Below are 19,708 nucleotides of genomic sequence, written 5' to 3'. Positions count from 1 at the left end.
CCGCACACCCCGCGAAGGGAACCGTCATGAGCATGCTTCGCACCGGCGCGGCACTGTCCGCCGTTGTCACGGCCGCGGCACTGGTCTCGGCCGCCACGTACGCCGACACCCCCGCCCGCACGACACCGACCTCCTCGGCCGCGGCAGTCGCCGCGCAGGACCCCGTCGGTACGCCGATCGACCCGCAGAACTGGGTGAATCCGGACGATATGACGTGGGACGACTTCAAACCGGTGCCCGGTACGGACTGGTCCGACCCGTCGCTGGAGCCGACGAAGAAGCAGTTCAACGCCGCCATCGTGCTGGTCGACTACGCCGACCAGGACTTCGCCGTCACCCAACCCCCGAACTCGACGCCGTTCGGCATGCCGACCGACGAGGCACACGACATCCCCCGCGCGGACGTACCGGAGTTCTACCGAAAGCTCCTCAACGAGCCCAACGGCCTGAACGAGGGGCACACCATCAACGAGTACTGGATGGAGGACTCCGCCGGCAAGTTCGGCATCAAGCTGACCGCGTTCGGCCCGTACCGACTGCCCGGTCGCGAGTTCGAGTACCACCTCGAGGGCTTCGGCAACGACTGCCCGAAGACGGGCAACTGCGATCGCAGCTTCCGCGATGACTCCCTGGCCAAATGGGAGGCCGACGCCGGGAAGGGCATCGCCGACAAGTTCGACAACGTCTTCTACATCGGCGCCGGTGAGGACGAGTCGGCGACGTGGCAGGAGTTCGGCGAGATGAAGTTCCAGACCCAGGATGACGTCACCGACGAGTTCGGCCCGCCGGCCGACCTCAAGGAGGCCGACCCGACGTTGGAGAACTGGTCGAAGACCAGGTACGTGCCGTGGACGTCCTGGCGTGCCGCCGCCTCGATGTGGCCGAACGCCTCGGGCAACACCTCGATCGAGGCGGAGAGCAGCGGCCGCGCCGTGTACGCGCACGAGTTCAGCCACAACCTCGGCATCGGCGACAACTACAACAACCCGTACGGAGACCCGCTGCGCCGCTCGTACTCCGGCATCTGGGACATGCTCAGCCGCGGCACGTTCAACGGGCCCGGGGGTCCGCACAGTCGCTGGTACATCCCGTCGACCATCGGTGCGCAGATGGGCGCTCAGCACATGCTGCGCAACAAGCTGGAGCTCGGCATCGTCGACGAGAAGTCGGTCGTCAACCTGTCGCGGCAGCGCCTCATCTCCAAGGGCGTGCTGACGACGAACGTCACCGCCCGCGAGGTGCAGGGCGAGGGCCTCATCTCCGGAGTCAACCTTCGCCTCACCGGCGGCGACCTCTCCGACTGCGCAGCCGAGGGCAACACGGGCGACAAGGCGTACCTCTGCGACGGCGGCGGCTACGACAACTACACCGTCGAGGTCGTCGATCGGATGGGCAGTGACTCGTTCACGCCCGATTCCGGCGTGCTGCTCGCGAAGACCAAGGACCAGGACCGCGCCCCGTTCATCTGGGTGAAGGACGCGAACCCGCAGGACATCGACCTGGTCGACTTCACGCGCCCCGACGGCACGGACGCGATGGTCTCGCTCGGCGACTACCGACAGCTGTCGGACGGGTTGTTCCATGCCGGCACCGATTCCGGCTCGAAGTACGAGTACGTCGACAAGGCCAATGACCTCGCGTTCTACGTACTCGACCGCAAGCGGGATGCCGACGGCGTGCTGTCGTACCAGGTCGCGGTGCGCGCCCTGCACGATGATCCGTCGATCCGGCGTGGCGTGAAGCTCGGAACTCCGAAGGAGCAGTGGGTCGTCGGCGGATCGCTCAAGATCAAGGTTCCGGTGTTCAACTCGGGTGAGTCGGCCGGTGGAAGGTTCTCGTCCGACGTCTACCGGATCTCGACTCGGGTGAAGGGCGGCGGCTGGTCGTCCTGGCAGCCGAAGGACGTGCTGGCCGTACGCGCCGGACGCGGCGGCTCCGCGGTCATCTACGTGACCCCGGGCGACGACGCGGCCAAGAAGGCGAAGGTCAAGGTGCGCGTACGCAGCGAGTCGAATCCGAACAAGTCGAAGACGGTCACCGTCAACGTACGCCGCTGACCCACGCGCACGGGTGTCGAAATGGTTCGTCGCCCGATGTCGAGAATCGGTGTGCGGCTCCGTCCTCGATCTGAACGCGGCCAGAATGGCCGCAACGGACTGAGGAGATTCATCATGGCCAAGTACCTGCTGCTCAAGCACTACCGCGGCGGCCCCACACCGCTGTTCGACAGGATGATCGACGAGTGGAAGCCGGAGGAGGTATCCGCCCACATCCAGTACATGCGCGACTTCGCGGCCCGGCTGGAGGCGTCGGGTGAGTACGTGTCCGAACAGGCGCTGTCGCCACAGGGCACGTTCGTCCGGTACGACGGCGAGGGTAGCCCGCCCGTGACCGACGGCCCGTTCGCCGAGACCAAGGACCTGATCGCGGGCTTCATGGTGATCGACGTCGACAGCTACGAACGGGCGCTGGAGCTCGCCGGCGAGCTGTCCGCCGCTCCGGGCGAGGACGGAGAGCCCCTGCGCGAGTGGCTCGAGCTCCGCCCGGTCCTGGCCGAGATGCCCACCGCCTCGGAGTAGCCGGGTCTATTGATGGACGCCGCGCTCCTTCGGAGACTGACTCCGGCCGTCATCGCCATCCTCGTCCGCCGCGGAGCCGACTTCGCGGCGGCCGAGGATGCCTTCCAGGACGCGCTGGTCGAGGCGTTGCGCGTATGGCCGGACGATCCTCCACAGGATGCGCAGGGGTGGCTGGTGACCGTCGCATGGCGCCGGTATCTCGACGCCCGGCGCGCGGACGTCTCGCGTCGCCGACGGGAGGTGGTCGTCGAGGAGCAACCGGCGCCCGAACCGGTGAGCTCGAGCGACGACACACTCTGGCTCTACTTCCTCTGTGCGCACCCGACCCTCACCCCGACGTCGGCGGTCGCGTTGACGCTGCGGGCCGTCGGCGGGCTCAGCACCCGCCAGATCGCCCGGGCGTACCTCGTGCCGGAGGCGACCATGGCCCAGCGCATCAGCCGGGCCAAGCGCACCGTCAGCGGCGTACGCCTCGACGAACCCGGCGACGTCGGCACGGTGCTGCGGGTGCTGTACCTGGTCTTCAACGAGGGCTACTCCGGCGACGTCGACCTCTCGGGCGAGGCGATCCGCCTCACCCGCCAGCTCGCCGCCGCGATCGATCACGAGGAGGTCGCAGGGGTACTGGCGCTGATGCTCCTGCACCACGCCCGCCAGGCAGCCCGTACCGACGTCGACGGGAGTCTGGTGCCGCTCGCGGACCAGGACCGCACTCGATGGGACACGTCGCAGATCGCCGAGGGCGTCGACATCCTGCAGACGGCTCTGGCCCGCGACCGGCTCGGCGAGTTCCAGGTCCAGGCCGCGATCGCGGCGCTGCATGCGGACGCGCGTACGGTCGAGGAGACCGACTGGGTTCAGATCGTCGAGTGGTACGACGAGCTCGTCCGGCTCACCGACAGCCCGATCGCCCGGCTGAACCGCGCCGTCGCGATCGGCGAGGCCGACGGTCCACGTGCCGGATTACGTGCCCTTGCGCAGGTGGACCAGGAGGTGCCGCGACACGATGCCGTCGCGGCGTACCTGCACGAGCAGGACGGAGACCTCGAGACGGCCGCGCGACTCTACGCCGCCGCGGCTCAGCAGGCGACGAGTCATCCCGAGCTCAACCACCTGACCAAGCAGGCCGCCCGGCTCAACTCGCGCCATTCGTGACGTCGAGCCCCGTGCCGGCGCCATGGGTTCGAGGGATCACGCTCCGGCGGAGCGGTCGAACTCCGCTCGGGCCCGCGCGATCTCTTCCTGATGCTCCTCGGTCCAGTGCACGAGCGACTGGATCGTACCCAACAGCGTGCAGGCGAGCGGCGTCAGCCGGTACTCCACGCGGGGCGGGACCTCGGGGTAGATGGTGCGCTGGACGAGCCCGTCGCGCTCGAGGTGGCGGAGCGTGACGCTCAGCATCCGTTGACTGATGCCGTCGATCTCGCGGCGCAGCTCGTTGAAGCGCATGGTTCGCTCCTCGAGCAGCGAGATCACGAGCAGGGACCACTTGTCGGCGATCCGGTCGAGGATCTGTCGTACGTCGCAGTCCTCGCGGCTGTCCCATTGGAACGGGTCTCGATCGTCTCGACAGGCGTCGTCGGTCACCCGGGAGGAACCGGGTGACTCCAAAGTGCCTTCTTCCGCCATCAGGTCATCGTGCCCCACAATCGAATGGGTTACAAGAAGTAACCGAGTTTCGATCCATAACTGCCCGGGGGTTCGTCCGTGAGCACCGATTCCGCAACCACGCAGCCGACCAGGAACGTACGCGCATGGGGTGTCCTGCTCGTCGTCTGCGGTGCGCTGTTTCTCGAAGGCATCGACATCGCGATGCTCAACGTCGCCGTACCCGACATCGCCGCGGACATCGGGCTCGCGACCGGCTCCGCCCATTGGGTGATCAGCGCGTACGTATTGGGGTACGCCGGCTTCATGCTCCTCGGCGGGCGGTCGGCGGATCTGTTCGGCCGGCGACGCGTCTTCCTTCTCGCCCTGCTGGCCTTCGTCGCGTTCTCCGGACTCGGCGGCCTCGCCGGCGAGGCCTGGATGCTGGTCGCAGCGAGGTTCGTCACCGGCGTCGCGGCCGGCTTCATGACGCCGGCAGGGTTCAGCATCGTCACGTCCAGCTTTCCCGAAGGGCCGCTGCGCAATCGTGCGCTCACCATCTACGGCGCGATCGGGGCCGGGGGATTCGTCCTCGGCACGGTCGCCGGCGGGCTCCTGACCACCGTGAGCTGGCGCTGGGTGTTCTTCGCACCGATGGCCCTCAGTGCGCTGATCCTGATCGCGGGGTACGTGCTGATCCGTGGCGATACGCGCGCCAGTAGGGGAGGCGGATTCGACATCGGCGGTGCCGTGACGGCAACGACGGGCATGGTCGCACTTCTCTACGCACTGGTGACCTTCGGCGAGAGCCAGGACGTACGAGCCGGTACGACGGCGCTCGCGCTTGCCGCACTGTCGATCATCGCGTTCGTGGTCATCGAGGCACGCTCGTCAGCGCCGCTGGTACGCCTCTCGCTGCTCCGGCGCGGCACCCTGCCGTTCGCGAGCCTTGCGGGCCTGCTGTTCATCGCGGCGTTCTTCGGGTTCCAGTTCACGATCACCCTGTATCTGCAGGACCTTCGTGGGTGGACGCCATTGGAGACCGGCATGACATTCGCCGTCATGGGCATCGACCTGGTCCTCGCGCCGATCTTCACGCCGGGCCTCGTGGAGCGGTTCGGCAACGCTCGGGTGATGACCGCCGGCCTCTTCAGTGCCGCCGGCGCGGCCGCGTTGGCGCTGCGGCTGGAGCCGGACTGGACGTACCCGGACCTGCTGCCCTCACTGCTGCTGATCGCGGTCGCGTTCGCACTCGTGTACGGGCCGCTCACCGCCGCCGCGACCGAAGGGCTCGACGAGGCCGAACACGGTGTGGCCGGAGGTGTCGTCTACACGGCGTTCCAACTCGGTGCCGCGCTCGGGCTCGCGATCGTCACCGTCGTCCTGGTGGACCATGGCGGCAGCCTCGCGACGTCCGCGGACTATCGGCGGGCGTTGCTCGTTCCGACGTCGTTCGCCGTTCTCGCCGTGGTCGTCGGACTCGTCGCCGTATCGCGGACACGCGGTGCGCAGGGCCCAACCGACTGCGCCGTGCCGGCGGATGAGGTTCCATGCAACGCGTAGGCGACCGGGCCGTCTACAAGGCGACGACGGACCGCAGAACCTCGCCGCGCCGCATCCGCTCGAACGCCGCTTCGACGTCGTCGATCCCGATCGTCTCGCTGACGAATGCATCGAGGTCGAGGCGTCCTTGCTGGTAGAGGTCGACCAGCATCGGGAAGTCGCGGCTCGGCAGGCAGTCGCCGTACCAGCTCGATTTGAGGGCACCACCGCGCGCGAAGACGTCGATCAGGGGCACCTCGAGAGTCATGTCGGGCGTGGGTACGCCGACGAGGACGACCGTGCCCGCAAGGTCGCGTGCGTAGAACGCCTGCTTCCACGTCGCCGGCGTTCCGACGGCGTCGATCACGACATCGGCCCCGAATCCGTCGGTCAGCGCCCGTACCGCCTCGACGACGTCGGTGTCGGCGGCCTCGATCAGGTGCGTCGCTCCCTGCTGTTGCGCCCACCGGACCTTCTTCTCGTCGAGGTCGATCGCGATGATCTTCGCGGCGCCGGCGAGCCGCGCGCCGGCGACCGCGGCGATCCCGACACCACCGCAGCCGATCACCGCCACCGAGTCGCCGCGGCCGACGTTGCCGGTGTTGAGCGCGGCACCGAGGCCGGCCATCACGCCGCACCCGAGCAGGCCGATCGCCTCCGGATCGGTGGCTTCGACCTTCGTACACTGCCCGGCGGCCACCAGGGTCTTGTCGGCGAACGCGCCGATCCCAAGCGCCGGCGTGAGCTCGGTGCCGTCGTCGAGCGTCATCTTCTGGCTCGCGTTGTGGGTGTCGAAGCAGTACCAGGGACGACCGCGCCGACATGCGCGGCACCGCCCGCACACGGCCCGCCAGTTCAGGATCACGAAGTCGCCCGGTGCGACCTCGGTAACGCCGTCGCCGACCGACTCCACGACGCCCGCGGCCTCGTGCCCGAGCAGGAACGGGAACTCGTCGTTGATGCCGCCCTCGCGATAGTGCAGGTCCGTATGGCAAACCCCGCACGACGCGATGTCGACGACGGCCTCTCCCGGGCCCGGATCAGGGATGGTGACGTTCTCGAGAGAGACGGGCGCGCCCTTGCTTCGGGCCACCACTCCGCGTACGACCTGAGCCATCGGTTGTCCTCACTGTTCGGTGCCGGATGCCCGACGCTAGCCGACCGGCCCAGGCCGTGCCACAGGGTCAAGGCCAAGCGGGTGTTTCGAGACCATCGCGGAGTACCTCCAGGAACCGTTGCACGGCGAGCGGCGGTGGCGGTGCCCCGAACGTCACGGCATGCACCGACCGCCGGTCATCGCGCAGGCGGTCGACACGTACGCCCGGATGCCGGTGGCCGAGCAGTGCGAGGCCGGGCAGCGTACTGACGCCGATGCCGGCGGCGACGAGCGCCTGCACCGCGACGTAGTCGTCGGTCTCGAACCCGATCGCCGGCTCGAACCCGGCCAGCGCGCTGCGTGCGAGAAGGTGGCGGCGGCATCGCTCGCAGCCGGCGATCCAGCGATCGTCTGCGTAGGTGGCGAGGTCACCGCGGTCGCCGGGCCGATCGTCATCGGCAGCGGTCACCGCGTACATCGGCTCCTCGAGCACCGTGACCGCCGAGGTTCCCCGCAGGTCCGCGTCGTCTCCGTCGTGCTCGAAGACCAGCGCCAGATCGATATCGCCCGCGCGCAGGCCGTGCACGGATTCGGGTGGTTCCGCCTCGATCAGCTCGACGCGTACGTCGGGGTGGTCGGCCGCGAAGCGCGCGACCGCTGCCGGCACCAGCGTCGCCAGGGCGGACGGGAACGCCGCCAGGCGTACGCCACCGGCGCGCAGGCCCGCGTACGCGTCCAGCTCGGCGTGCGCGGCATCGAGCCGACCCAGGATCTCCTCGGCCCGCTCGACGAGCAGCCGGCCCGCCTCCGTCAGCCGGACGCCGCGGCCGACGCGCTGGACCAGCGGTACGCCGACCTCGGCCTCGAGTCGGGCCAGGTGATGGCTGACCGACGGCTGCGCGTAGTGCAGCGCCTCGGCCGCGGCGGTCACGGAGCCCTCCCGCGCGACCGCGACCAGGACCCGCAGGCGGTTCACGTCGAGCACACCCTCACTTATAGACCTCGTCGATGGACCGAGCAAGAACAGGCATTGGACCTATCGGTCGCCCGATGCGACCGTTGACGACATGCAGACACCGACCATCGCCGACGTCCTCGAGGCGCGGCGCCACCTGCGCCCCCACCTGGGTCCGACGCCCGCGAGGAGCTTTCCGGGACTCGACCGCGCCGCGGGCACGAGCGTTCTCGTGAAGCACGAGAACACGAACCCCACCAGCGCCTTCAAGGTACGCGGCGGACTCAACCTGATCGGCACGATGCCGTCTGTCGAGCGTCGCCGGGGTGTCGTCGGCTACTCCACCGGGAACCACGCGCAGTCGCTGGCCTACGCCGCTCGGACGTTCGACGTTCCCTGCACGATCGTGATGCCCGACAATCCGAATCCGACGAAGGCGCAGGCGGTTCGCGACCTCGGTGCGGAGCTGGTCGAGGCGGGGCAGACGTTCGACGACTGCCGTTCGTACGCCGAGAGCATCGCGCAAGAGCGCGGCATGCGGCTGGTCAGCGCCGCGAACGAACGCCCGATCATCGCCGGTGTCGCGACCCTGTACCTCGAGCTGATCGAGGATGCACCCGATCTCGACGCGATCGTCGTCCCCGTCGGCAGCGGCAGCGGTGCGGCCGCGGCGTGCCTGGTCGCCGAGTCGCTGGCACCGTCGTGTCGGGTGGTCGCCGTCCAGTCATCCGCGTCCCCGGCCGCGTACGAGTCGTGGCGTGCAGGCGAGATCGTCGAGCCGCCGAACCGGACCCGCGCTGAGGGTCTCGCGACGGGGTCCGGATTCGAGCTCCCACAACACATCTTCCGTGAGCGGCTCGCCGAGTTCGTGCTCGTCGACGACGACCAGATCCGCGACGCACAACGGATCATGCTGCACGAGGCGCACACCCTTGCGGAAGGTGCGGGTGCGGCAGCACTGGCGGCGGTCCTCGCGTACCCCGACTCGTTCCGCGACCAGCGGGTTGCGCTCGTGTGCACCGGAGCCAATGCGAGCGCGGCCGAGATCGGGGCGGCCGTCGTCGAACCCGTGATGGCATCCTCGGTACATGGATGAAGTCCGGCACCTCAGCACCGATGGATCGCGCGGCACGATCGTCGTGCACGAATGGAGCAACGACGACCCGACCTGGATCGCGGTTCTCGTGCACGGTTACGGGGAGCACCTCGGCCGCTATCCGCATGTCGCCGAACGGCTGCGGGCCGACGGTGCGGTCGTGGTGGGACCCGACCACGAGGGCCATGGGAGGTCCGACGGCGAACGCGTGCTGATCACGGACTTCGAGACCGTGGTCGACGATCTGCATTCCGTCGTGACGCGGGCGCGCGAGACGTACGCCGGGCTGCCCGTCGTGATGGTCGGGCACTCACTCGGCGGGCTGATCGCGACCCGCTACGCACAGCGACATCGCGACGAGCTGACCGCACTCGTGCTGTCCGGCCCGGTCATCGGGTCCTGGCATCCGACTGCGCTCGCCGATCTGCCCGAGATCCCGGACGACCCGCTCGACGTATCGACGCTGTCGAGGGACGCCGCCGTCGGCGTCGCGTACGCAGCCGATCCGCTCGTCTGGCACGGCCCGTTCAAACGCGAGACGCTCCGAGCGATTACCTCGATGCTACGAACCATCAACGAGGGTGGAGATCTGGGCACCTTGCCGACGCTGTGGCTGCACGGTGGAGCCGACGAACTGGTCCCGATCGGGCCGTCTCGCGAAGGGATCGAGACGATCCGCGGCGGCGAGTTCAGCGAGCACGTCTACGACGGCGCGCGGCACGAGATCTTCAACGAGACGAACCAGAACGACGTTCTCGACGACGCCGTCGCCTTCGTACGAGCGCATCTGGGCTAGGCCGAACCACGCCGCCGGTGGCCGATCGACCACGGAGCGTAACCGAATGACATCCCCTTCGTTCTAACCCATGGACGGCGCGGGCGATGCCGACTCGGGGGCACCGCGCTCGTTGTTACGTTCGGGAAATCCAACTCGAGTGCGCGCCCGAACGACTCAATAATGGTAGTCAACAAGGCGAAGAGGTATGTATGCGTAATCAAACACATATCCGTAAATATCTGACGAGGGGCGCGGTTGCCGCGGCCGCGGCGGGCATGGCCATCGCGCTCGCGGGCGCTCCGGTATCGGCGACCACCTCGGATACGGCCCAGACCCAGTCGCAGGACGGCCAGCGCATGTCGCCGGAGACCCGCGCGGCGTGGAAGAAGTTCGTACGCGGCGGAGGCAACATCACCGGTGGAGCTGCGCACGTCGTCGCAGGCGCCTGGATCGGTGCACCGTCGATCATCGTGTCGGCGACCGGCGGCGAGCTCACCCGTGACCAGCGCAGGGCATGGCGGCACTTCGAGCGCGGCGCCAACCACATGGGCAAGGGCGCGGCTCGCGTCGTGAGCAGCACGTACGTCGGTGCGCCCGGCTACGTACTCGACCAGATCCGCTCCGGTGCCACCCCGGCCGACCTCTCGAGCAGCGAGCTCGACCAGGTGTCGTTCCTGATGCCGGCCGAGGATCTCATCCCGGCCGATGTGGCCGATCTGTTCTGATCGATCGTCTCCGTGAAGTGGCGGCCGCCCCCGTACCGGTGGACGGCCGCCACTGACGACTCTTGAAGTACTGCGACACCCGTGTTTACGTTGAAGTGCCACGACCCTCGCGACGCAGGAGGGCAGGTGTGAGCCGTGACCGCCGATCTCTCGACGACGCATCACACGGCCCCGCGCGCAGGACGTCGGCAGTTGACCGCGGAGCTGTTCGCCACGCTCGCGGTCACGACCGACGACGACGAGCGGTGCCGCATCCGAGAGCGCGTCACGACGGTCAACATGAGCATCGCCCGGTCGATCGCGCGTCGGTTCCGTGATCGCGGTGAGCCGGCCGGCGACCTCGAGCAGGTCGCGTACGTCGGACTCGTCAAGGCGGTCAACGGGTTCGACGAACACCGTCACACCGACTTCCTCACGTACGCGGTGCCAACGATCTCCGGAGAGCTCAAGCGGCACTTCCGCGACCACTGCTGGTTCGTCCGGCCGCCGCGACGGATCCAGGAGCTCCAGAAACGGATCTCGCTGACCCACGAGTCACTCGGTCGGCAGCTCGATCACCGGCCGAGCACCGCAGAGGTCGCCGATCGCCTGCAGGTCGACTCGTCGGTCATCGAGGAGGCGCTCGCGACCGGATGCTTCGCACCCGCCTCCCTCGACCGGCTCGTGGGGGCGGCCGAGTCCATCCCGGGAGCGGAGATCGCAGAGTACGACCGGGGCTACCTGGAGACTGAAGTGTTGGTGCTCCTCGCCCCCTACGTACGCGCGCTGCCGCGACGGCAGCGTGAACTGCTCGGGATGCGCTACTTCCGCGACTGGACACAGGACCGCATCGCCGGCGAGCTCGGGATGAGCCAGGTGCAGGTCTCCCGGCTGATCGGCCGGGCGCTCGCCGGCCTGCGTCGTCAGCTCGACCCGGACGCTAGTGCGTGTCCTCCCAGCCGCGACGCAGGCACACGAACGATGCCATGAGTGCGGACGGGATTCCGATCGCTACCGCGAGGGTGTGCCAGGGCATCGAGTCGTACGTACCCGTACGCATCATCACGATCGAGAACGCGGTGAACGCCAGTCCGATCACCACGCAGGTGATCATCACGTCGCTGACGTTGTGCCGTTCCTGGTGCCCCTGCCAGTGCAGCTCATGACTGCCCAGGTGCACGGTGTGGCCGGCCATCCGGACCTCCCTTCTCCGGTCGTACCTCACCGATCGGGTACCCACTCGCGCCGATTCAGACGGCCGCGGCGATCCTGTGCAAGCCTTGACGCTCTCGCACGCACGGGAGGACAATGACCTCGCGTTCGGCCGGCAGCACGTCCCGCCTGCGATCGGTGAATCCACCCACCACTCGTCGCGTCCGTCTCGGTTCTGCTGCCGGAGTGCAGTGGTGTTTCCGCTCGCCGGTTCCGGCGAGACATGCCGTACCGGCCGGTGACGTGACTCGGAGGGTCCGGCGGCGTGGACCCCGCTTCTGGCTTACGCAGGCAGAACCTCCCGCGACGCCGGACCTCGAGCAGGCGCTCTACGGCTTGGGACAGTCGACCGTCGGCTCGGGCGGGGTGTCACGGTCGGCGCCGTCGCGCAGATAGATCTCCACATCGCAGATCTTGGCGACCTCGCGGTAGTTCTCGTCGAGCGCAGACTCCAGTCGGCCGTGTTCGTCGATGCCCCACGAGTTGAGCGGCTCCCAGCCGACGAACCACGTCGGGGCGTTCGGGCCGGAGAGGGTCGACGTCATCAGGTCGAGGTCCGGATCGAGCACCCGGAGAGGAAGGCTCCACAGGTAGGGATAGCCGGGCTCGAGTCCCGCCGCCTCGAGGACGTTCGCGTGACCGTACGCGATGATCACCTTGTCGTCGTCCAGCCGAGCGTCTTGAAGATACGACGTCACCGCCGTCTCGGTCGGGTCGTCGGCCATCGCCCCGCTCGCGACTCCTGCCACCGGGGTGATGGCCGCCGCTGCGATCACCACGCCGATCGCCGCGCGGCTGAGCAGGTGACGGGGAGAGAACGCGCCGAGCTGCGCGGCCGCAAGGGCCACTGCGGGCACGAGACCGATCAGGTAGTGCAGCCAGAAGCTGCCGCCGGCCAACACCGCGACGTACCCGAACGTCAGCATCGCCGCGGTCGCGACCGCCAACGACGCGTCGCCACGAATCGCGCGCCGGATCGTCGACAGATATCGCAGGCTGAGCAGCACGATCCCGCTGATGATGCCGACTCCGACCAGGCGCACCAGTCGCTCCGCCGGCGCGGAGAAGCTCTGCGTCGCGATCGTGTGTACGGCATCGGAGCGGAACCCGTACAGCGCGTGCCACAAATCGCCGAAGCCATGCCCGGCCGCCTCGGCCCAGAGCACGGTGAGCAGCAGCGGGATCGCGGCGCCGGTGACTCCCCACCCGAGGATGCGCCGGGCCCGCCGCCAGGTCAGGTCGCTGCGTACGCCCGAGACGACGAGGAGCACCACCGCGAAGATCAGGGCATCCGCGAAGTTCTGCTTGATCAGCAACGCGCACGAGCCGACCACGCCGGCGAAGACGGCGAGCATGACCTCGAACCGGACCGACCACGTTCGTCGTACGGCGGTCAGCGTCAGCGCACAGCTGAGCAGCACGAACGGTGCGGCGAGCAGTTCGCCGTTGATCGCGTTCGTCGCCATCAGGGGCGAGCCGAGCAGCGCGGCGGTCGAGCCCGCGGCCCAGTACGCGCCCCGGCGCTCACCGATGACCCAGCCTGCCCAGCCCGCGGCTATCACGGCGACCGCGATGGCGGCACAGCCCATCAGCCGGGCGGCACCCACACCACCGAGCAGGTCGGCGACCCACCAGTACGCGACGAGCAGCGGCGGCCGGTCGATCCACAGGTCGCCGTACAGAGACGGTCCACCGTTGTGCCACTGCCGCGCGACGAGGAGTAGGCCGGACTCGTCCGGGAACGCGGGTCGACCGACGAACGGCACGCGTACGAGAACCGCGAGGATCGCCGCGAGCAGTACTCCGGGCACGGCCGATCGCCAGCCCGGCCGTCGTGTCGTGATCGCCCCGATCGGGCGCTTTGCTGGTCGTAGTCCCCCGACGTGCACGGTCACACCCCGGTCATCGCCTGCACGGCGAGGCCGTCACCCGCTACTACGACCGGGCCGGTGTCGGCGGGCACGAAGACCGACTCACCCCGACCGAGCTCGCTCGTCCCGGTGCTGTCGGTGACGGAGATCTTGCCGTCGAGCACGAGCACGGCCCGGGGCTTCGGCTCCCAACGCACAGTGAGGCCGGGATCGAGCCGAAGCACCGAGAGCTCGAACTCCGGGTGCCCGGTCGTGTAGCTGCGCTCCGCGACGCCGACCCGGCGCGACGCCAGCGTCGCCGAAGCGAGCGGGCGGTACGTCAGTACCTCGAGGAACTGCTCGACGTCGGTCGGCTTGTCGGTGAGTCCCGCCCGGATCGTGTTGTCCGAGCACGTCGTCAGCTCGACGATGCCGCCGCGCAGGTATGTGTGCGGTGTTCCGGGCTCGACGCCGAGCGCCTCGCCGGGCGCGAGCGAGACATGCCTCATCAGGATCGCGAGCAGCACGGCAGCATCACTGGGGTACGACTGCGCGAAGTCGGCGGCGGTGTGCAACGACGGGTCGGGGGAGTTCGTTGCGGCGCTCGGTAGGCAGTCGATCATCGCGGCGACGTCGTCGGTGGACAGGCCGGCGATGTGGCGGCATGCCGCCCGCAGCGCGACGCGATCATCGGGGCCGTCGAGCAGATGTGCCAGCTGGCCGAACTCCCGCATCCCGGGCATCCGCCGCGCGAGCCAGGCGAACGTCTCCCGGGCCGCAGCGACCGGGCGGAATCCACACAACGCCTCGAAGGGTGTCACGGCGTACGCGAGCTCGGCCTTGTGGTTCGGGTCCTTGAACACTCGGTCGGTAGCCGGCGCGCGGCGGTCGGCGTCGAAGCCGACCGTCGCCTGGTGCTGGTCGGGATGCACCTGCAGCGACAGCGGTCGGTCGACCGCGAGCACCTTCAGCAGGTACGGCAGGCGGTCACCGAACGCGGCGCGTACGTGCGGGCCGAGAACGCCCGCCGGATCCGATTCGACCAGGCTGTGCAGATCATGCCGCGAGTCGACGAGCTCCGACGGAGACGTCGGATGGGCACCGATCCACAGCTCCGCCTGCGGCTGCTCGGACGCTGCCGTGCCGAGCAGCTCGGCAATCAAGGTTCGGCTGCCCCACGCGTACGACTTGGTCGGATTCTCAAGCAGGTACATACGAGTTCCCGCCGCCTCGCGACGCCCGAGCTACTCGCTGCTTTGTCGATTCAATGGTGCCGTCAGGCGCGGCACACGCCACTGTTACCCCCACGTAGCGATCTTAACCGACGTGCCAAGCTTCGCCGCAGGCATCTGGCCGTGATCGCCCGATGATCATCGGCGTCCCGTTCCGTCTGCCCACCGGGGGCGATGCCGCCTGCCTATTCGGACGACGACGGGAGAAGCCATGCGTACGCTCGCGATCACCCAGAACATCACCCTGGACGGCTCCATCGAGATGCTCGGGGAGTGGTTCGACCCGCAAGGGCAGGGCGACGTGGACAACTCCGACCTGATGGAGGAGCTGCACAGCCAGGACGGACGGGCAGACGGATTCCTCGCCGGCGCCGAACGTTCGAGGACCTGCGCTCCTACTGGCCGGAGCAGAGCGAGGACCAGACGGGCATCACGGACTACCTCAACCAGGTACAGAAGTACGTCGTGTCGTCCACGATCGACGACCCGCAGTGGCAGAGCTCGACCGTGCTGTCCGGTGACCCGATCGAGCAGGTACGTGCGCTCAAGAGCGAACCGGGCAGGGACATCGTCACCACCGGCAGCATCACGCTGTGCCACACACTGATCGCGGCGGGCCTCGTCGACGAGTACCGGCTGTTCACGTACCCGGTCGTGCAGGGCGGCGGCCGCAGGCTGTTCCCTGAAGGGTTCGAGCTACCGCGGCTGCGCCTGGTCGACGCGAAGTCGTTCCGCAGCGGCATCACGTATGCGAGCTACGCACCCGCGTAGCGCGACGGTATGGCTGGCTACACCCCGATTCGGTGGCTGGGCCCGGTGTGTGACGGCGCTTCGATGCATAGCGTCGAAACATGCACACTGCCACCAAGACAGCCACCTCTTCTGCCGTACGGCTCGATGAGGTTCGCAAGACGTACGGGCGGGGAAGCGCCGCCGTTCATGCGTTGGACGGAGTATCGGTCGAGCTGCCGGTCGGCAGCTTCACGGCGGTGATGGGACCGTCGGGATCCGGCAAGAGCACACTGCTGCATTGCGCGTCCGGTCTGGACCGTCCGACGTCGGGTCGGGTCCTCCTCGGTGATGCCGACCTTGCCGGACTGAAGGAGTCCGCACTCACGAAAATCCGCCGCGAGCGGGTGGGCTTCGTGTTCCAGGCGTACAACCTGCTCGACGCGCTCACGGTCGAGCAGAACATCGCGCTCCCACTTCGCCTGGCGGACCGCTCGTACGACCGGCGGCTCATCGGTGACGTCGTGCGCTCCGTCGAGCTCGACGTACCGCTCGACCGGCGGCCGGCCGCGCTGTCGGGCGGGCAGCAGCAGCGGGTCGCCTTGGCGCGCGCCCTCGTCACCCGACCCGATGCGATGTTCCTGGACGAGCCGACCGGAGCGCTCGATACTCGGACGGCACGAACGGTCCTCGGCGTGCTGCGGCGTGCGGTCGATCGACTGCAGCAGACCGCGCTGATGGTCACCCACGATCCGGTCGCCGCTTCGTACGCCGACACCGTGCTGTTCCTCGCGGACGGCCGCATCGTCGACCAGCTCCCACGGCAGAGTGCTGAGCGCATCGCCGAGCGCATGTCCCACCTCGGGGAGTGGTGAGCATGCCGTGGCTCGCATGGCAGACCATCCGCGCGCATCGCACGGGATTCGTCGCCGCATTCGTCGCCGTGCTGTGCGGCTCCGCACTGATCACCGCGTGCGGGCTGCTCGTGGAGTCGGGCGTACGTGGAGGGATGGAGCCCGAGCGGTACGCGTCGGCGCCGATCGTCGTCACCTCTCCACAGGCACTGCCCGTCGTCGAGGACATCGATCTGCAGTTTGCAGAACACTCCCGACTTCCCGAGTCGAAGCTCGCCGACATCGCGAGTGTGGACGGCGTGCGTACGGCGATCGGCGACGTGACCGTACGCGGAGGGCTGCGTACCCCGGACGGGACTACCGGAGCGGACGTGCACGGTTGGTCGTCCGCGCCCTTGGACGGGGCGGAGCTCACCGACGGGCGACCACCACACGGCGACCGAGACGTCGTACTCGCCGAGGGTCTCGGCGCACAGGTGGGTGAGACGGTCGAGATCGAGATCGGCGGTGTCACCACCGAGTATCACGTCGTCGGCCTCACCGGTTCCGGCGGCGAAGCGTTCGTCACCGACGCCGGTGTGCGGGCGTTGTCCGGCCACCCCGACGCCGTCGACGCCGCCGCCGTCCTGCCGGAACCGGGCACCGACCCGGGAGACCTCGCGTCCCGCATCGAGGGAGCAGTCCCGCAGGTGCACGTATCGACGGGAGATGACCGCGCGGAGGCCGAAGTCGTCGACCTCGGTGGCGCCCGGTCGTACTTGGTGCAGATCGGCACCGCCTTCGGCGGCACCCTGATGCTGATCGTGCTCATCGTCGTGGCGAGCACACTCGGGCTCTCCGTCCAGCAACGACGCCGCGAGTTCGCGCTGCTGCGCGCGATTGCCGCAACGCCCCGACAGGTCTACCGGCTGATCGGCGCCGAAGCCGTACTGGTCGCTGCCGTGGCCGCGGCCCTCGGGACGCTGCCGGGCATCGGTCTGAGCCGCTGGCTTCGCCACGTACTGGTCGACCTCGGCCTCGTACCGGCCGACTTCGACTTCGTGATGGGACCGCTTCCGGTCGTGGCCGCCGTGGCGAGCTGTGTCGTCGCCGCCTGGCTGGCAGGCATCATCGCCGCACGCCGCGCGAACCGGATCAGCCCGGTCGAAGCGCTGCGTACCGCCGCGGCCGAACCCGCTCGGCTCGGGCGCATTCGCCTGGTCATCGGTTGGCTTGCGATCGCCGCCGGAGCAACCTTGGGCTTGGTCGTACCTCTGGCCGTCGGCGGGCCGACCGCGCTCGGGGGTGCCGCGGGTTCCGTTCTGCTGCTCGTCATCGGCGTCGCCCTCGTCGGACCCTTGCTACTTACCGCGACGGTGCGGGGGTTGGCGCGGCTAGGATTCCGTCGCTCGACGGCCGGTTGGCTCGCGGACGCGAATGCGCGTGCGCACGCACGTCGACTCGGCACGGCCACCACCCCGTTGGTCATGGGCATTGCGCTCGCAGCCGTACAGCTCTTCGGCATGACGACCACGGCGAACGCGGCCGATGGGCAGCTCGACGACGGGCTCATCGCCGACAACGTCCTGGTGGCCCCCGACGGCATCGCACCGGAGGTGGTCGACGCCGCACGGGAGGTCCGAGGCGCGTCCGTGACGCCGGTCGCCCAGACTCAGGTGCTGGTCACGTACGACGAGCTGGGTGATCCCGTCACCGAGCCGTTCCCGGCTCAGGGAGTTTCACCGACGCGCCTCGACGCGAACCAGGACCTCGACGTACGCAGTGGAGACCTGAGCCGGCTGGCCGACGGGACGGTCGCCCTGAGCCGGTACGCGGCAGACGCGTTCGGTGCATCGATCGGGTCCCACGTGGAGATGCACCTCGGTGACGGCACGCCGTACGACGCGCGAGTCGTGGCGATCTACGACCGCGGCCTCGGCTTCGGCGACGTTACGCTGCCCGACGATGTCGTACGTTCGGCCACGACCAGCGGACTGAACGACTACGTGTTGGTCTCGGGCGCGGACCACGACGAACTGGCCGCGGCGCTCGAGCCGTACGACGACGTCGCTATCACCGAACGCGACGCGTTCGCCACCGCGCAGATCGACGGTCAGTCGGGGGACGAGACGCTCGGGTTGGTGTTGAACCTCGCCCTGCTCGCGTTCATCGGGATCGCGGTCGTGAACCTGCTCGTCCTGGCCACGGCCGCTCGCGTACGCGAGTTCGCGCTGCTCCGACTCGTCGGGGCGCGACCGAACCAGGTGCGCGCGATGATGCGACGCGAGACGGTGATCATCATCGTTGCGGCAGTCGTCGCCGGTACCCTCGCCGCGCTGCCGCCGCTGATCGGGTTCAGCGTCGCCCTCACCGGCTCCGTCGTGCCGAGCACCCCATCCGCGATCTACCTGACGATCGTCGCGATCGCGGTGGCACTCGGGTGGTGCTCGATCGGGCTGCCGACACGGTTCGCACTGCGCGACGACCCGAAGGCCGCCTTGGGGGTGGGCGAGTGACCCGGCCCGCCGGGTGGGTCCGGGTCAGTGTCCGATCGCCACCGGGTCGAGTTTCGCGATTCGGTCCGGGTCACCGATGAGCTCGATCGCCGTGATCCGGTCCGCCACCACGGTGAAGGTGTAGACGACCCGCGCTCGACCACCGACGTACCAGGCCATTGCTGGTACATCGTCGATGAGCACAGGCGTCGCACCCTTCGCGTACCGGCCGAACTCCGCGACCTTCGCCGCACCTCGAGTGAAGCTCTTCGCGCCGAGGGTGATCACCCGGTCGTCGGCGTGTAGCTCTGCATCGGGATCGAGTACAGCGAGGAGCGCCTCGAAGTCGGCGTTGCGAGCTGCGGTGAGGAAGGCGTCGACGACCATGGCCTGGCGTACTCGATCCACCTGGAGTGCTGCGCCACGCTCGCTCACCCGGACCCGTGCGCGGCTCGCGAGCTTGCGCGTCGTGGCCGCATTACGGTCGACGATCGGCGCCACGTCGTCGAACGGCACGGTGAAGATGTCGTGCAGTACGAAGGCGACCCGCTCGGCCGGAGTCAACGTGTCGAGCACGACCTGGAGGGCGTGCCCGATGGAATCGGCGAGCAGCGCCTCGTGTTCGGGATCGGACTCCGGCGTCCGGGCGATCGTCTCGGGGGGATCCGCTCGCAGGCTCGGCTGCGGCCGCGACCGGCGTGCCTCGAGCAGGTTCAGGCACACCCGGGACACGACAGTGGTCAGCCAGCTGCCGAGATTCGCGACGTCATCGGTGTCGGTGCGGTCGTAGCGGATCCAGGCTTCCTGGACCGCGTCGTCCGCATCGTCGGGAGAGCCGAGGATGCGGTAGGCGATCGCGCGCAGCCGACCGCGGTGCTCCTCGAAGCGTGCGGCGCGGCGAGCGTCGTCGGTGATCGCGCCCATCCATCTCCCTGTCCTGACCCGGTGCTGTGACCGGCGCCTCGTCACACATCTCACGCGAGGCCGGTCACTAAGGCTAAGCCGGCCATCACGCGTCGG

At 68.8% G+C, this 19,708-nt stretch carries 18 protein-coding genes; 11 read left to right on the top strand and 7 right to left on the bottom strand.

Annotated features, from left to right (window positions below):
* Positions 1–26 precede the first annotated feature (26 nt).
* The 3 genes from L0C25_RS10130 to L0C25_RS10120 all read left to right on the top strand — a co-directional run bounded on the left by L0C25_RS10130 (position 27) and on the right by L0C25_RS10120 (position 3,734).
* Positions 27–2,057 carry an immune inhibitor A domain-containing protein gene (locus L0C25_RS10130; RefSeq protein WP_271636370.1) on the top strand — a complete coding sequence of 677 codons (2,031 nt, stop codon included), beginning with the start codon at positions 27–29 and terminating at the stop codon, positions 2,055–2,057.
* Positions 2,058–2,171: 114 nt separating this feature from the next.
* Positions 2,172–2,579 carry a YciI family protein gene (locus L0C25_RS10125; protein WP_271636369.1) on the top strand — a complete coding sequence of 136 codons (408 nt, stop codon included), beginning with the start codon at positions 2,172–2,174 and terminating at the stop codon, positions 2,577–2,579.
* A 12-nt stretch (positions 2,580–2,591) separates the two neighbouring features.
* Positions 2,592–3,734 (top strand): RNA polymerase sigma factor, encoded by a 1,143-nt coding sequence (locus L0C25_RS10120; RefSeq protein ID WP_271636368.1) that lies wholly within the window; start codon positions 2,592–2,594, stop codon positions 3,732–3,734.
* 36 nt (positions 3,735–3,770) lie between these two features.
* On the opposite strand, the gene L0C25_RS10115 is transcribed toward L0C25_RS10120, so the two are convergent.
* The gene (locus L0C25_RS10115; protein ID WP_271636367.1) at positions 3,771–4,208 is read right to left on the bottom strand and encodes a winged helix-turn-helix transcriptional regulator; all 438 of its coding nucleotides are present in this window, start codon (positions 4,206–4,208) and stop codon (positions 3,771–3,773) included.
* 78 nt (positions 4,209–4,286) lie between these two features.
* On the opposite strand from L0C25_RS10115, the gene L0C25_RS10110 reads away from it, so the two are divergent.
* Positions 4,287–5,729, top strand: coding sequence for an MFS transporter (locus L0C25_RS10110; protein ID WP_271636366.1), 1,443 nt, complete (start codon positions 4,287–4,289; stop codon positions 5,727–5,729).
* Between the two features lie 13 nt (positions 5,730–5,742).
* Here L0C25_RS10110 and L0C25_RS10105 read toward each other — a convergent pair whose 3' ends face one another.
* Together L0C25_RS10105 and L0C25_RS10100 are read right to left on the bottom strand one after the other, a co-directional pair.
* A complete protein-coding gene (locus L0C25_RS10105; RefSeq protein WP_271636365.1) occupies positions 5,743–6,825 on the bottom strand; it encodes an S-(hydroxymethyl)mycothiol dehydrogenase in 1,083 nt (360 codons plus the stop codon).
* A gap of 67 nt (positions 6,826–6,892) precedes the next feature.
* Positions 6,893–7,789: a LysR family transcriptional regulator gene (locus L0C25_RS10100; protein ID WP_271636364.1), complete on the bottom strand. Its 897-nt coding sequence runs from the start codon at positions 7,787–7,789 to the stop codon at positions 6,893–6,895.
* A gap of 82 nt (positions 7,790–7,871) precedes the next feature.
* Between L0C25_RS10100 and L0C25_RS10095 the strand changes: the two genes are divergently transcribed.
* The 4 genes from L0C25_RS10095 (at position 7,872) to L0C25_RS10080 (ending at position 11,327) form a co-directional block, all read left to right on the top strand.
* Positions 7,872–8,855 carry a threonine ammonia-lyase gene (locus L0C25_RS10095; protein WP_271636363.1) on the top strand — a complete coding sequence of 328 codons (984 nt, stop codon included), beginning with the start codon at positions 7,872–7,874 and terminating at the stop codon, positions 8,853–8,855.
* A complete protein-coding gene (locus L0C25_RS10090) occupies positions 8,848–9,651 on the top strand; it encodes an alpha/beta hydrolase (RefSeq protein ID WP_271636362.1) in 804 nt (267 codons plus the stop codon). The genes L0C25_RS10095 and L0C25_RS10090 overlap by 8 nt, the downstream gene beginning before the upstream one ends.
* Before the next feature lie 191 nt (positions 9,652–9,842).
* On the top strand, positions 9,843–10,358 hold the full coding sequence (locus tag L0C25_RS10085; RefSeq protein ID WP_271636361.1) for a type III effector: 516 nt from the start codon (positions 9,843–9,845) through the stop codon (positions 10,356–10,358).
* A gap of 135 nt (positions 10,359–10,493) precedes the next feature.
* The gene (locus L0C25_RS10080; RefSeq protein WP_271636360.1) at positions 10,494–11,327 is read left to right on the top strand and encodes a sigma-70 family RNA polymerase sigma factor; all 834 of its coding nucleotides are present in this window, start codon (positions 10,494–10,496) and stop codon (positions 11,325–11,327) included.
* Here the strand turns inward: L0C25_RS10080 and L0C25_RS10075 are convergent.
* From L0C25_RS10075 to manA, 3 genes are all read right to left on the bottom strand, one after another.
* Positions 11,278–11,532 (bottom strand): hypothetical protein, encoded by a 255-nt coding sequence (locus tag L0C25_RS10075; protein ID WP_271636359.1) that lies wholly within the window; start codon positions 11,530–11,532, stop codon positions 11,278–11,280. The two genes, L0C25_RS10080 and L0C25_RS10075, sit on opposite strands and share 50 nt — an antisense overlap.
* Before the next feature lie 346 nt (positions 11,533–11,878).
* The gene (locus L0C25_RS10070; RefSeq protein ID WP_271636358.1) at positions 11,879–13,360 is read right to left on the bottom strand and encodes an ArnT family glycosyltransferase; all 1,482 of its coding nucleotides are present in this window, start codon (positions 13,358–13,360) and stop codon (positions 11,879–11,881) included.
* 80 nt (positions 13,361–13,440) lie between these two features.
* A complete protein-coding gene (gene manA / locus L0C25_RS10065; protein ID WP_271636357.1) occupies positions 13,441–14,613 on the bottom strand; it encodes a mannose-6-phosphate isomerase, class I in 1,173 nt (390 codons plus the stop codon).
* A 192-nt stretch (positions 14,614–14,805) separates the two neighbouring features.
* Between manA and L0C25_RS10060 the strand changes: the two genes are divergently transcribed.
* The 3 genes from L0C25_RS10060 (at position 14,806) to L0C25_RS10050 (ending at position 18,709) form a co-directional block, all read left to right on the top strand.
* On the top strand, positions 14,806–15,402 hold the full coding sequence (locus L0C25_RS10060) for a dihydrofolate reductase family protein (protein ID WP_271636356.1): 597 nt from the start codon (positions 14,806–14,808) through the stop codon (positions 15,400–15,402).
* Positions 15,403–15,482: 80 nt separating this feature from the next.
* Positions 15,483–16,235 carry an ABC transporter ATP-binding protein gene (locus L0C25_RS10055; protein ID WP_271636355.1) on the top strand — a complete coding sequence of 251 codons (753 nt, stop codon included), beginning with the start codon at positions 15,483–15,485 and terminating at the stop codon, positions 16,233–16,235.
* Positions 16,236–16,237: 2 nt separating this feature from the next.
* Entirely contained in the window at positions 16,238–18,709 is a 2,472-nt protein-coding gene (locus L0C25_RS10050; protein WP_271636354.1) for an ABC transporter permease, read from the top strand.
* A 24-nt stretch (positions 18,710–18,733) separates the two neighbouring features.
* On the opposite strand, the gene L0C25_RS10045 is transcribed toward L0C25_RS10050, so the two are convergent.
* Entirely contained in the window at positions 18,734–19,612 is an 879-nt protein-coding gene (locus tag L0C25_RS10045; protein ID WP_271636353.1) for a sigma-70 family RNA polymerase sigma factor, read from the bottom strand.
* Positions 19,613–19,708: the final 96 nt, after the last annotated feature.

It is taken from the genome of Solicola gregarius (genome assembly GCF_025790165.1).
Classification (GTDB): domain Bacteria; phylum Actinomycetota; class Actinomycetes; order Propionibacteriales; family Nocardioidaceae; genus Solicola; species Solicola gregarius.
This window is presented reverse-complemented; position numbering and strand designations above follow the sequence as displayed.